Raw genomic sequence first — 13,578 nt, 5'->3', positions numbered from 1 at the left:
CCATATACTTAAAAAATACAAGCTTAAAATATAAGGATGTAATGATGAACGATGATTTAGATAGTACCACAAAACAAGAAGCACTTAAGTATCACAGTAGAGGTGGTAACCCTGGTAAAATTTCAATCATGCCAACAAAACCTTTATCTACCCAGTATGATTTGTCACTTGCTTATTCTCCTGGCGTTGCAGCTCCGTGCCTTGAAATAGTTAAAAATCCTGAAGCAGTTTATGATTATACTGCAAAAAGCAACTGTGTTGCTGTCATTTCAAATGGCACTGCAGTGCTTGGACTTGGTAATATCGGTCCTCTTGCTGCAAAACCTGTCATGGAAGGCAAAGCTGTTTTATTTAAGCGTTTTGCTGATATTGATGCAGTTGATATAGAAGTTGATACAGAAAATATAGAAGATTTCATCAATGCAGTAAGGTATCTTGGACCAAGTTGGGGAGGAATAAATTTAGAAGATATAAGATCTCCCGATTGTTTCATAATAGAGAAACGTCTGAGTGAATTGATGGACATTCCAGTATTCCATGATGATCAGCATGGAACTGCGGTGGTTGTTGCAGCTGGTATAGAAAATGCTCTTGATATTGCCGGAAAGAAATTAGAGGATGTTAAGATCATCATGAATGGAGCTGGAGCAGCCGGTATTGCATGTTTAGAAATACTAAAGTCCATGGGCGCTAAAAATATAGTGCTGTGTGATAAGCAAGGAGTAATATACAAAGGTAGAAACGAGGACATGAATGAGTGGAAGGAAAAGTATGCAATTGATACTTCCGAACGTTCTCTACTTGATACAATAAAAGGCGCTGATGTATTCATCGGACTATCTGCAAAAGATGTGTTAAATGAAGAGATGTTAAAGAGTATGGGCAAAGACCCGATTATTTTCGCTCTCGCTAACCCCGATCCAGAAGTAAGGCCTGAGTTTGCAAAATCTGTGAGGCCAGATGCAATAATCGCAACTGGTAGGTCAGATTACAACAACCAAGTCAACAACGTAATGGGTTTTCCTTATATATTTAGAGGGGCGCTTGATGTATATGCAACAACAATAAATGATGAAATGAAAATTGCAGCTGCAGATGCAATAGCAAAGCTTGCCCGTGAGCCAGTACCAGGTGAGATATCTGCAGCCTATGGCGGTCGTAAAATGAGCTATGGACGTGAATATATAATACCTACTCCATTTGACCCAAGATTAATTTCTATAGTATCTCCTGCTGTTGCAAAAGCTGCAGTTTACTCAGGTGTTGCAAGAAAGGCAATACAAGATTGGAGCAAATATGAAAATCAATTAAAATCTCGCCTTGCTAGTGCTCTTAACATGCTGAATTTACTGTCTTCACGATATTAGTAACTATACAATCAATAATTCAATTGTGCTCAATCGTTTTAGATTTATAATAAAAGTATTGTAATTTAAAGTAAATCAATGGTTATTGCAATTCATGAACTAGAAAGAATCGTCAAACAATCGTTCCCCGACGCTGATATAAAGATTCATGATCTTGCTGGAGATAATGATCATTATTATTTAAAAATAACCTCCAAGCGCTTTCTCGGAAAGACAAAAATAGAACAGCATAAAATGGTATATAAAGCACTAGAAGGTCAGTCTATACATGCCTTGCAGCTAGAAACTAATACTTAAAAATAAGGTGAATTTATGAACAATTTTGAACAAATAAAAAAAAATATAGCAGAAAATGATGTGGTATTGTATATGAAAGGCACTTCTGATTTTCCTCAATGCGGATTCTCTGGACTCGTCGTGTCAATCCTAAAAAAATTGAACGTGAAGTTTAAGTGTATTAACGTATTGGAGAATGATGAAATACGTGAATCTATAAAAAAGTTTTCTGATTGGCCAACAATTCCACAATTATATATAAAGGGAGAGTTTATCGGTGGCTGCGACATAACCCGCGAGATGTACGAAAAAGGTGAATTGCAAAGCTTATTAAAAGAAAAAAAAATTATTGCGGAATAAGTACCAAGAAACCAGTACCCAGACGCTGGAATTGGTATAACGTAGTATAGCTATGAAAAAGGATCTTGTATCTTGAAAAAAGCATCTAGTGTTTTTAAGCTTAAGCATTAGGTGGAGCAGTTGTGTTAAAAGTCAATAGAAAAATTGATGTAGCTGTGAATAAGTACTTAAAATTTGTGTGGGTGTACTTATTCACAGCTACGCTATTACTATATAGAAGCAGTCTTAGGACTATATTCCTCAGTAAACAGTCTACCGTCTCTTACTAAAGAGTTAGTGACCTTACCCAGAAGAAGTGGAGAGAAAGTTAAGACGATTTTGTCATGAAAATGATGAATCAAAAAGTTCAGGAATGCAATAGTTAGAGCTTATCCGCAAACGAAAAAAAGTATAGTATATGAGTTTTAAAAATGGGGTTAGAAATGAGAAAAAAGTATCCTACAGATCTTAGTGAAAGAGAGTGGTCGCTAATAGAGAAACACTTTAGAGTATCATACAAGAAAGGAGGAAGGCCGCTAAAACATAGCAAAAGAGAAGTATTATCGGCAATTTTTTATGTACTACGTACAGGATGTCAATGGCGCTATTTACCGCACGCCATGGAAGAAAGTATATGAACAATTTAGGAGGTGGAAAAAGCAAGGAATTTTCGAAAAAATGAACTACGATATCACTAAATATAGTAGGTCAAAAATGGGAAGAAACGAGGAGCCAAGTGCTTGCATAGTAATCTGTAAAAACGACAGAAAAAGGGGGGTCAAAGGTTATGATGGGGGTAAAAAAGTAAAAGGTAGAAAAAGGTACATAATCTCAGGGTTTTATATTAGGCTGTTATGTGGGTGCTGCTAGTGAAAATGACAGAGATGGTAGCATTGGATAATATAAGGAAAAAATATACTAACGTTAAGAAAATGTGGTCTGATATGGGGTATCAAGGAAGAAATTTAAAGGAGTACATAGAAAAAGAGTACGGAATAGACATTAAAATTGTTAAAAGGCCTCCATGTAGGTTTTGGGTACACAAAGACACACCACCTGAACTACTACCAATGAGGGAACAGGGGTTTAAAGTACAGTCAAGAAGATGGGTTGTAGAAAGGACTTTTGCTTGAGGAATAGAAGGCTATCAAAGGAATATTTACAACATCCACTGAAAATTTCATATACCTGGCTATGAGTAGGGTTATGTTAAGGAGGGAATATGCTTGAGTTTACCAGTTTCCGGACAAGCTCTTAAAGGATTATCATAGCCTTTTAGAAAAAAACACAAAAAAAACGTTATTAGAAAAGGTAAAATCCGATCTAGAAGAAATACGTAATTTGAAAATAGAAACTCCAGAGAACGTTGATGGTGTTAATAAGCGTAGTTTTTGGGGAATGTTCAAAAAAGTGTGTCAAACCGAAAAAAAAGTAATAAATTGATATAAAAAAATGGAGGTTTGACAATGAGTCAGAAAGTAGTAAACAGAACTACCGGATTGGTAGATTATAAAGAATTAGAAACCTGTCGTCTATACGAGAAGGAAGGCTGCTGACAGGAAGGGACGGAGCATTAACACCATTTATAAAAAAGCTGCTGGAGGCAAGTTTGGAAGGTGAAATAGAAAATCACTTATTAGCTGAAAGTGAAGAGAATAATCGAAGAAATGGAAAGACTTTACGTACCAGTGCAGGCTCATTTGAGCTATTAACACCAAGAGACAGGGAGGGAAGTTTCGAACCACAAATAGTCAAAAAAAGGCAAACAAGCCTACATCCAGAGCTTGAAACAAAGATTTTGAGCACATTTGCCAGTGGTATGAGCTATAGAGATATAGCATCACATGTAGAAGAAATTTACGATCACAAAATATTGGTGGCAGAGATATCAAGTATTACTGACAAACTGCTACCGGTAATCAACGAATGGCGTAGTCGCCCGCTGCAATCTGTATATCCAATAGTGTTCATGGATGGCATATTTTTTAAGGTTAAGGAAGACCGGCATTGCGTGAGTAAATGTATGTACAACATATTAGGAATAGACCAAAATGGCAGAAAAGAAGTCTTGGGCTTTTATTTGGCTGAAAGTGAAGGAGCTAACTTTTGGTTGGGAGTGCTAAATGACCTCAAAGAAAGAGGAGTAGAAGATATTCTGATTGCATGTGTAGATGGGCTAAAAAGCTTTCCTGCAGCTATAAATAGTGCGTTTCCTAAAGCAGAAGTACAGCTATGTATAGTGCATCAGATAAGAAATTCACTAAAATATGTATCCAGCAAAGATGTGAAAGTTTTCATGAATGATTTGAAAAAAATATATCGTGCTACAAGTAAAGAAATTGCTGAAAATTACTTGCGTGAACTGGAAGAAAAATGGGGAGAAAAGTATCCTTTGGTTATAAAATCGTGGCAGAACAATTGGGAAAATTTATCTGGTTATTTCAAGTATTCTAGCCCAGTTAGGAGGGACCACAAATCCAATTGAGGGGCTGCACAGACAGATCAGAAAATTCACTAAAACCAAGGGCTCATTTACCAGCACAAATGCCTTGTATAAACAGGTATATTGTGCTATAAAAAAAGTAGAGCAAAAATGGACTATGGCTCTGCCTAATTGGGCTTTAACTATGTCTCAACTTGATATTTTCTTTCCAGATAGATTGAAAATTGAGTTGAACTAAAAATGCGGTTTGACACACTTTTTTGAACATTCCCAGTTTTTGTCCTAGTCACTAATCAATTCCTCCCACCCAAGCATTCACTTGCCTTAGCATTTCAATAGAAGGCAAGTCTTCTGTGCTGAGTGGTAACCGGACAGTTTTGTGTTCTATGAGCCCAATATCATGCAAAAGTGCTATTCTTAGACGTTTTTCGTCTTTACTATGCATTCCTTTTACGCCTTTTATAAACTCTAAAACTTGTTTCCAATTCCTTTCTTTTTTATAATATTCCATTCGGTAGTTTCTCCATTTTTATATCTATTAGGTTAAACTACCACTTTTTTTCTTCCCTCCCTTATTTTTTGTCCGCAGAGCCTAGAACTTCTTGAACAATAAGCTCTCTCTTAATACACAATTGTACGAACGTTGTAATATTTAAGAGTAATTTTCGCCAAGAAGGATGACCTTTACAGGATGACACAGACGCCATACTGTGCTTATTTTCGATATCTCTGGATTTCGCTAATAAGTGGCGAATCGTTGGTAAAACTAAGTCACTTTAGCTATAGAATGACAAAAAAGGTTTGCATTGGCTAAATTTTTAGTTGAAGTAGCATAAGAGGTTAAAGGAAAAGCTTTGTGTTAATGGATTCATTTCAGGTATAGTATAGATAATACCACAATACTTATAAAATGGATCATGTTGTTAATGCGTATAATAGACTTGACACTCCTATAGTCAGGGGAGAAGGGGCATATCTTTTTGATAAAGATGGTAAAAAATATTTAGATTTTGCTGCAGGTATTTCTACAACTTCTTTAGGGCATTGTCATCCATACATTACAGATAAGCTGAAAGAGCAATTGAGCTCATTATGGCACTGCTCTAACATTTTCACTATTCCCGAGCAAGAAAGACTTGCCGAGCGTTTAACAACCCTTACTTTTGCAGATAAAGTTTTTTTCTGCTCAAGTGGGCTTGAAGCAACAGAAGCTGCAATTAAGTTTATTCGTCGTTACTTTTATTCAAAGGGGCAAGCAAAACGTAATCGTATTATTACAATTGAAGGAGGGTTTCATGGCCGCAGTATTGCTGCAATTTCTGCTGGAGGCAATGAAAAATCACGCGAAGGTTTTGCTCCGCTCCTTTCTGGTTTTGATAAAGTGCCAAGAAATGACATTAAAGCTTTGGAGAAAAAAATCAGCAATGAAACAGCCGCTGTGTTTCTAGAGCCCATACAAAGCGAAGGTGGAGTATATCCACTAGACGTAAAATATCTTCAAAAAGTAAGGGAAATAACAAAAGCTCAAGGGATAATTTTGTGCTTTGATGAAGTGCAATGCGGATATGGACGCATCGGTTCTTTATTTTATTATCAAAATGTCGGCATTGAACCTGATATGCTAACCTGTGCAAAAGCTATGGGTAACGGTTTTCCTCTAGCTGCATGTTTAGTAAAAGATTACATAGCAGAAGCAATCACTCCAGGAACTCATGGATCAACCTATGGTGGCAATCCACTTGCCATGACTGTTGGTAATGCGGTACTCGATATAATGCTAAAAGAAGGCTTTTTTGACCATGTTAAGAGAATTAGTAAATATTTAAAAGAAAAGCTGTTGCCTTTAGCTAAAGAATTTCCTGAGATGATTTCAGAAGTTCGTGGAGAAGGGTTACTAATGGGAATAGAACTAGCAACTCCTGTAGCCGATAAAATTATTAGTCGATCTCTTGATAAAGGTTTAATAATAACTAGGGTTTTAAACAACAAAGTAGTAAGGATAACCCCACCACTTATCATTGAGGATGAGCATGTGAACGCAGCTTGTAATATGCTTTATGATTTGTTTTTTAAGATTAAAGATATATAAAATTCGGTAATATAAATTCAAGCTTGCAAATGCCTTTCATAACATGTAAAATTAACTTTGTTTTTTATCACAATAACATCGTACTTTAATGGATTGGTTATTGGTCTTAGTATCATCAGCAATTTTTATTTTGTTAATTTTATCGTTTTTGTTCTCAGGAGCAGAAATAGGCTTAACCTCAATTAGCCGTTCTCGAGTTAATAAGCTAAAGCTAGACGGTAACAAAAGAGCCAGGGTAATAGACCGCTTATTAAATAAGAAAGAATTGACAATAGGAACGGTATTGCTCGGCAATACAATTATTAATATTACTTGCTCTGCTTTATTTACAGCAATATTTATCAATCTTTTTGGAAATGAGGGCATTCTCCTATCAACAATTATAATGACATTTTGTATTTTATTGTTCTGCGAAGTTCTACCAAAAACTTATGCTATTCAAAATCCTGAAAAATTTGCATCATTTTCTGCTTATTTTGTATTGTTTTTTGTAAAGATTTTTTCTCCATTGACGCTAGGTATTCAATTTATTGTTAACCTCATCCTGAAATTATGTGGGCTGCATAAAGATAAGGAAGTGATATCTGCAGCGGATGCAATGCGTAATATGATTACTCTTCACCGCAGTGAAGGAACTATGTTACAACAGGATTTAGATATGCTAAGCAGCATACTTGATTTAGCTGAAACAGAGATATCACAAATCATGACTCACAGGAAAAATTTGTTCTCTCTTGATATAAATCAAAATAAAGAAGAGCTGATAAGGAAGATTTTAACCAGCAGTCACAGTAGAATTCCTTTGTGGCAAGAAGAATCAGAAAAAATTGTAGGTGTAATTCACGTGAAAGGTCTAATAAATGCCTTGCGTGAAAAGAATAATAAAGCGGAAGAAGTTGACATTACCCAAGTTATGTCAAAGCCTTGGTTCATACCAGAAAGTACACCGCTCAGCGTGCAACTTCACAACTTCCGTAAGAACAGGAAACACCTTGCATTTGTTATTGATGAGTATGGAGCACTGCAGGGAATTGTAACTCTTGAGGATATACTGGAAGAAATAGTTGGAGAAATTTCGGATGAACATGATTTGATCACGGAGAATTTCATAAAGAAAATATCTGATAATATGTATCACATAGAAGGAAAATCTACTATTAGGGACATTAACAGGCAGTTACACTGGAATCTTCCTGATGAAGAAGCTACAACTCTAGCAGGTATGATTGTGAATGAAATAGAGCGCATTCCTGACGAAGGCGAGGAGTTTTCCATGTATGGTTTTCGCTTTAAGATTTTAAAAAAAGATAAAAATATTATTACTGTTGTTGAAGTGCAAGTAAAAACTGGTAATACTAGTAGCAATTAATTAGTGGAGTTTCATGGAAGATACAGTAAAAATAACGGCTGAAGAGTTGAAGGGTTACATAGAGAGAGTCGAAAAACTTGAACAAGAAAAGAGGGATGTGCAAGATCACATTCGTGATGTATATGCAAAAGCCGCAGATGAAGGTTGGGATACAAAAGTGATGAAACAAATTATTAGGCTGAGGAAGATGGATGATGATGACAGAGAGGAACAGGAAATATTGCTTGATACCTATAAACGTGCATTGGGAATGAGCTACGAAGAAGAGTTAAGTGAATAGCAGAATTGTAATTGGAATAAGTGGAGCATCTGGTTCTATTTACGGTGTACGTATTTTAGAGGCGTTAAGAAATATTAATAGATCTCTTATCCGAGTAGCTGACACTGGGATCCAGAAAAAGTGTATAGATTCCAATGTCAGCTACTCAAATGGCACCAAACCTGGTTATGAAACTCATTTAGTGATAAGCCGTGCTGGGAAAATAACTCTAGCTCATGAGATTAAAGAAAAACTTGAAGATATTACATCACTTGCAGATTTTTACTATTCTGAAGAAAAAATAGGAGAAAAAATAGCAAGCGGCTCATTTAAAACTTCAGGAATGATTGTAGCACCATGCTCTATGAAGACAATGTCTGAAATCGCATCAGGTGTTACTTCCAATCTATTGACAAGAGCTGCAGATGTAACACTAAAAGAAAGAAGAAAGTTAGTTCTTATGGTGCGAGAGTCACCACTGCATCTTGGGCATTTACAAAATATGTTAAAATTAACGGAGATGGGAGCGATTATTGCTCCACCAGTGCCTGCTTTTTATATTAAACCGAAATCGTTGGATGATATTATTAATCATTCTGTTGGCAAAGTATTGGATTTATTTGATATCAAATTACCTGACTTTAAGGAGTGGCAAGGAAGTGACAATTATTATTGATGGTAAAAAAATAGCGAACGACCTGTGTGAGAGGCTATCACAAAAGATTTATGCCCTAAAGAGGGAGCATAATATTTTTCCTTGCCTAAAAGTAATTCTCGTTGGTAGCAATCCAGCAAGTCAGGTTTATGTTCGCAACAAACAGAAAAAAGCAGAATCAATAGGCATAAGTTCTGAAACAATTCTTTTATCTTGTGAGACATCAGAAGATGAGTTAATTGGAAAAATTAATGAATTAAATGAAGATCCATCTGTGCATGGCATTTTAGTACAGTTGCCTTTACCAAATCATATTAGTGCAAGCAGAGTAATTAACGCAGTAAGTATTGAAAAAGATGTAGATGGCTTCCATGATGAAAACGTTGGCAAATTAGTTAAAGGTGAAAAAAACTGCCTTATACCTTGCACTCCTAAAGGTTCTTTGCATTTAATTAAATCAATTGAAGAGAACCTTTCCGGTAAAAACGCAGTGGTAATTGGTAGGTCAAATATCGTGGGTAAACCAATGTTTCACCTGCTATTGCAAGAAAACTGCACTGTTACCATCTTGCATTCACAAAGCAAGGATTTAGCTGAATATTGCTCTAAAGCGGATATAGTAGTTGCAGCAGTCGGAAAGCCAAATTTTGTTCAAGCAGACTGGATAAAGAAAGGTGCAATAGTGATCGATGTTGGCATAAATAGCGTTAACGTAGGAGAGCTTGTAGGTGATGTTGACTTTGAGGGAATAAAAGGGAAAGCCAAAGCTATTACTCCAGTACCCGGGGGCGTTGGCCCAATGACCATTGCATTTCTAATGATGAACACTGCCATTGCTGCTTGCTTACAGAAGGGAGTTGATGCTTCTAATTTTATTAGTTGAGGTATGAAGAGGAAAGCTGTATGAAGATAGACATCTCACAATTAATAAAAAATTGAGATTTTTGAAATTCCTCAGTAGTCAAATTTATTAAATATTTAGGATCATCATCTATTCTTTTTTCTCTACAAGCAGTTAGTGGAATCGCAAAGTTTCTAGGCACAAAAAGCTTTGAACCTAATATATGAGCTAAACTTGATTTTTCAACCGTGGATACACCTGTAATAAAAATAATAGTCTTCATTTTATGAATTTACTTGCTATATGAACCATCGGAGAAATTTTTTTATAGTTTATAGTATCTATATTTTGCCATATACAACCATCAGAATCTTTTCCATCAGATTCTCGCTTTATTTCTCCTATGATTTCAATTTTGTATAAAACTGCTATATGTTTTAGACATTTATTTACATTGTCTTCATTATAATGATATAGGCTAGTAACTGTTCGGATTTGGTCGTATTGTTTCACTAAACAACCTGTTTCTTCTCTAATTTCTCTTACAAGCGCCTCTTCAAGCGTTTCAGCAATTTCTACCTGGTAAATCAAACAACCCTTTATAAGGACCTCGACTTTTTTTCACCAAAACTATACTTTTAGGTTTTAAAATTAAACCGTATACGCCTAAGTGAGAGTGATAAATAATATTATCTTTCATTAAACCAAAAATATTAGAGTTAATATAATAATTCAAAAAATCAATTATACAAAATAATATATTATAAATACAATTACTCAATATAAAAATTCCACTTAACAAATTTATAAATTTGCAAGAAACTAAAAGTGAACATTAATAAAGCTATTTAACTGTATCAGTTTAGAATGATTTTAGAGGTTGTCCGAAAACTAGTAAATTCAAGAATATCATTGGGATTAGCCCCCTTATCCAACAAGCATCGAACTATTGGTACACAAACGTTATTTTTTCTGCATAGAATGGCAATGTGCAGTAGCGTTGTTTCTCTAATTGGACTACAATCAGTTAGCCTGAACCTAAAATTTATATCAAATCCGCTTCTTTCCCATTCTTCATATACTGCCTTAAGTTCTTCTTGCAACTGCAACCTATGCTTTACTTCATCAATAAATTTAGTTGGGTCGCCCTGACCGGAGTCAATACTATCACTTACTTTTGCAAGCATATTATTGAATTTTCCAAGCTGAAACATATCTTGTGGTGGCATACTACTAACCTCTAGAATAAAACCCTTTAAGTATACAGTAAAGCTAAAGGAAATCAAGGGTTCTTGCTTTCAACACTTATGTCTATCATCAGGACCTATAGCTTCGAAAAAGGTTTAGTGTTAAATTATTAGAAAATTACTTATAAAAATAAATCTTATGGAAAGTAGAACTAAGGCTTGGTTCATTTGGCTGATTAGTAACTTGGTTGTTATATTCAGCAACATGCAGATAATCTACACCTTTATAAGTGTGCATCTTGAAAAAGAACTTGGGCTCACAATCACGCAAGTTGCACTGGCTAATTCAGCATATACTTGGACTTTTGCCATCTTACAATTTTTTAGTGGGGCAATGTTTAATGTTTTTTCCAGTAAAAAAATTTATTCTTTCTCATCATCAACTATAATCCTCGGGTTTCTTGTCCTTGTTAACGGTAACAATTTTTCCCATTTAATTTTATCTCAAGTGTTTATTGCAACTGGAGCATCATTTGGTTTTATTGGTGCTGCTCATACAAGTAGCATATGTTTTCCTGTTGCCCAATTTGGATTGATGTTTTCACTAGTGCAAACGATTTCAAGTCTTTCTGCACTGATAATTCAAATATTGTTCTCTAGCTTGCTTGCTGAAGGTGCAGATTGGAAGAATCTGATTGTATGCATAATACTGTTTGGTGTGTTGATATTTGTACTTACGCTTTTTTATCCAAACACACTTCCAGAAAGCAGCTCAGAAAAGTGCACAATAAAAAGCTCTATAAGAACAGTAATGTGCTCTGTACTAACGGTGCTAAAATTAAGAGATATCTGGATAACTTCAGTGGTGGGTGCTATTACTTTTGGAACATTTTTAGCACTTAATACCTTGTGGGCTCCAAGGTTACTGAGCAACTCAGAACTCAATGCAATGGAGTCAGGTATAGCAACCGCAATACTATGGCTTGGTCTTGCAGTTGGTGCTCCAATTGCAGATCGAATCTCAAACTTATTTAAAAATAGGAAACATGTAATTTCTGCTTTTGCTTTATTGCAAGGCGTCTCAATTATTATTTTACTATGCAGCCATTTAACAGTCCACGTTGTGTACTTTTGTATGTTAATGTTCGGGTTTTTTGCGGGAGGACATATGCTTAATTTTACTGTCGGCAGCGAGATTGTGAAACGAAAATACATTAGCACATCATCATCCATTATCAATGGATTTATGTTTATTGGCAGTGGAGTTATAGTGTCAATGTTAGCACTTTTTACAGATTATCAAATGGCGCTTTTTGCAATATTCGTAACGTTGGCAACTGCCAGTATTTTAAATTATGCTACAAAAGAGACATACCCTAAAAAATAAAGTAGCTGAACCTTAAGTCAGTTGCTATATTGTGTTTACATATTGCAATACTTACTCAATTATGGATCACGTTACAACAAAAGACACAACAGTAACTAAGGCAATGATAGCTGAAAATATAAACCAAGAAATAGGATTATCAAAGGAAGACTCTGCTTCGATAATAGACGATATATTGGACGAAATGAAGACGAGCTTGGCAAAGGATGGAATAGTGAAAATATCGTCATTTGGAACATTCTTGGTCAAAAAAAAGAAGGAAAGACCAGGAAATATACCAAATACATCAGAGAAAGTGATGATTCAAGCAAGAAACTCAGTTTCTTTTAGGCCTTCAAAAACTATAAAAAAATCAATAAATAATTAATGAATAAGGAAAAATTATTTTATACGATTAGGGAAGTAGCTGAAGAGCTACATTTGGAACAGCATGTTCTGAGATTCTGGGAAGGTCAATTTCATCAAATTAAGCCTACAAAGCGTAAAGGAAGAAGGCTATATGATCGTAAGTGTATAGAGGCCATAAAGAAAGTAAAGTACATGCTATATGATAAAGGATATACAATAAAAGGAGTGCAAAAAGAATTTGGTAATGATATAAAAGTCACAAAGAATTTGTTGCAAGAACTTACCGATTTGAGGGACTATTTAACTAGTAAAATAAATAACGAGGAAAGTAACGAACAGGCGTGAAACACTACGTCTCGCTAAAATTTTGGAGTTTTGTGAGAGTTGATATATCTAAAATGTGGCATATAGCCTCATTTCTTATGTTATTAGCAATATTAATAGGCTGTGGCCTGCAAAAACCTGCACCTGTGCTGCTTAAAGGCGAAGGATTTTACGGAAAAAGAGAGCTGGAATATACAAGAGAGTACCATTTAACTAGGGAGCCTTCAGTGCAAAAAGAAAGTAGAAAAGCCATCATAAACAGGATATACAAAGATAACAATAATGCACAAAACGTGGAAATTAATGGGGTAAATTGTAAATTTGTAATGCCAGTTAAAGGTACAGTTATTTCAGCTACCTCTTCTGATGAAATGTGTAAGGATGGCATAAAAATTGCTGCTCAAAATGGAACGAACGTAGTTGCCTCTGCACCCGGCAAAGTGGTATATGTAGGCAAAGGGCTGAGATGGTATGGGAATTTAATTATAGTGGAACACAAAGATAATTACATGACTGTGTACTCCTATTTAAAAAACATACATGTTGAAATTGGCGATAAAGTAAAGCAAGGTCAAGTAATTGGATCTGCAGGTAAATCAAGCACACAAGATAAAGATCCACAGATGTGTTTCACAATACGGCATAATGGCCAAGCGGTTGATCCTTTGATGCATGTGAACTGTAATTGAATTTG

General features: G+C 35.3%; 14 protein-coding genes and 3 pseudogenes. 14 read left to right on the top strand and 3 right to left on the bottom strand.

Features of this window, described 5'->3' with window-relative positions; translation table 11 throughout:
- Positions 1-44 precede the first annotated feature (44 nt).
- From ABWU69_RS06475 to ABWU69_RS06455, 5 genes and pseudogenes are all read left to right on the top strand, one after another.
- The gene (locus ABWU69_RS06475; protein ID WP_353285440.1) at positions 45-1,367 is read left to right on the top strand and encodes a malic enzyme-like NAD(P)-binding protein; all 1,323 of its coding nucleotides are present in this window, start codon (positions 45-47) and stop codon (positions 1,365-1,367) included.
- A 78-nt stretch (positions 1,368-1,445) separates the two neighbouring features.
- Complete coding sequence (locus ABWU69_RS06470; RefSeq protein WP_265035034.1) at positions 1,446-1,664, top strand: BolA/IbaG family iron-sulfur metabolism protein; 219 nt, start codon at positions 1,446-1,448, stop codon at positions 1,662-1,664.
- A 15-nt stretch (positions 1,665-1,679) separates the two neighbouring features.
- Positions 1,680-2,003, top strand: coding sequence for a Grx4 family monothiol glutaredoxin (gene grxD / locus ABWU69_RS06465; RefSeq protein ID WP_265035036.1), 324 nt, complete (start codon positions 1,680-1,682; stop codon positions 2,001-2,003).
- A gap of 422 nt (positions 2,004-2,425) precedes the next feature.
- Positions 2,426-3,212 (top strand): annotated as a pseudogene (locus ABWU69_RS06460) (IS5 family transposase).
- Positions 3,213-3,448: 236 nt separating this feature from the next.
- Positions 3,449-4,663 (top strand): annotated as a pseudogene (locus ABWU69_RS06455) (IS256 family transposase).
- Positions 4,664-4,714: 51 nt separating this feature from the next.
- Here the strand turns inward: ABWU69_RS06455 and ABWU69_RS06450 are convergent.
- A pseudogene (locus ABWU69_RS06450) lies at positions 4,715-4,837 on the bottom strand (4-hydroxy-tetrahydrodipicolinate synthase); the annotation flags it as partial.
- A gap of 498 nt (positions 4,838-5,335) precedes the next feature.
- Here ABWU69_RS06450 and ABWU69_RS06445 point away from each other — a divergent pair.
- The 5 genes from ABWU69_RS06445 to folD all read left to right on the top strand — a co-directional run bounded on the left by ABWU69_RS06445 (position 5,336) and on the right by folD (position 9,680).
- The gene (locus ABWU69_RS06445) at positions 5,336-6,514 is read left to right on the top strand and encodes an aspartate aminotransferase family protein (protein ID WP_353285101.1); all 1,179 of its coding nucleotides are present in this window, start codon (positions 5,336-5,338) and stop codon (positions 6,512-6,514) included.
- Between the two features lie 88 nt (positions 6,515-6,602).
- A complete protein-coding gene (locus tag ABWU69_RS06440; RefSeq protein WP_353285100.1) occupies positions 6,603-7,883 on the top strand; it encodes an HlyC/CorC family transporter in 1,281 nt (426 codons plus the stop codon).
- A gap of 13 nt (positions 7,884-7,896) precedes the next feature.
- On the top strand, positions 7,897-8,163 hold the full coding sequence (locus ABWU69_RS06435) for a DUF2312 domain-containing protein (protein WP_341818653.1): 267 nt from the start codon (positions 7,897-7,899) through the stop codon (positions 8,161-8,163).
- On the top strand, positions 8,156-8,818 hold the full coding sequence (locus ABWU69_RS06430; protein ID WP_265025842.1) for a UbiX family flavin prenyltransferase: 663 nt from the start codon (positions 8,156-8,158) through the stop codon (positions 8,816-8,818). Before ABWU69_RS06435 ends, ABWU69_RS06430 begins: the two co-directional genes overlap by 8 nt.
- Positions 8,802-9,680: a bifunctional methylenetetrahydrofolate dehydrogenase/methenyltetrahydrofolate cyclohydrolase FolD gene (gene folD, locus ABWU69_RS06425; RefSeq protein ID WP_353285099.1), complete on the top strand. Its 879-nt coding sequence runs from the start codon at positions 8,802-8,804 to the stop codon at positions 9,678-9,680. The genes ABWU69_RS06430 and folD overlap by 17 nt, the downstream gene beginning before the upstream one ends.
- Before the next feature lie 237 nt (positions 9,681-9,917).
- On the opposite strand, the gene ABWU69_RS06420 is transcribed toward folD, so the two are convergent.
- Together ABWU69_RS06420 and ABWU69_RS06415 are read right to left on the bottom strand one after the other, a co-directional pair.
- Positions 9,918-10,229, bottom strand: a complete 312-nt coding sequence (locus ABWU69_RS06420) for an NUDIX domain-containing protein (RefSeq protein ID WP_265025840.1) — start codon at positions 10,227-10,229, stop codon at positions 9,918-9,920.
- 266 nt (positions 10,230-10,495) lie between these two features.
- Entirely contained in the window at positions 10,496-10,867 is a 372-nt protein-coding gene (locus ABWU69_RS06415) for an ankyrin repeat domain-containing protein (protein WP_265025838.1), read from the bottom strand.
- A gap of 157 nt (positions 10,868-11,024) precedes the next feature.
- Between ABWU69_RS06415 and ABWU69_RS06410 the strand changes: the two genes are divergently transcribed.
- From ABWU69_RS06410 to ABWU69_RS06395, 4 genes are all read left to right on the top strand, one after another.
- Positions 11,025-12,212: an MFS transporter gene (locus tag ABWU69_RS06410; protein WP_265035045.1), complete on the top strand. Its 1,188-nt coding sequence runs from the start codon at positions 11,025-11,027 to the stop codon at positions 12,210-12,212.
- A 61-nt stretch (positions 12,213-12,273) separates the two neighbouring features.
- Positions 12,274-12,579: an integration host factor subunit alpha gene (locus ABWU69_RS06405; RefSeq protein ID WP_265025836.1), complete on the top strand. Its 306-nt coding sequence runs from the start codon at positions 12,274-12,276 to the stop codon at positions 12,577-12,579.
- Positions 12,579-12,905 carry a MerR family transcriptional regulator gene (locus tag ABWU69_RS06400; protein ID WP_353285098.1) on the top strand — a complete coding sequence of 109 codons (327 nt, stop codon included), beginning with the start codon at positions 12,579-12,581 and terminating at the stop codon, positions 12,903-12,905. The genes ABWU69_RS06405 and ABWU69_RS06400 overlap by 1 nt, the downstream gene beginning before the upstream one ends.
- 53 nt (positions 12,906-12,958) lie before the next feature.
- Positions 12,959-13,573: a murein hydrolase activator EnvC family protein gene (locus ABWU69_RS06395; RefSeq protein WP_265026646.1), complete on the top strand. Its 615-nt coding sequence runs from the start codon at positions 12,959-12,961 to the stop codon at positions 13,571-13,573.
- Positions 13,574-13,578: the final 5 nt, after the last annotated feature.

Source organism: Wolbachia endosymbiont (group A) of Beris morrisii (genome assembly GCF_964028185.1).
Taxonomy (GTDB): domain Bacteria; phylum Pseudomonadota; class Alphaproteobacteria; order Rickettsiales; family Anaplasmataceae; genus Wolbachia.
This window is presented reverse-complemented; position numbering and strand designations above follow the sequence as displayed.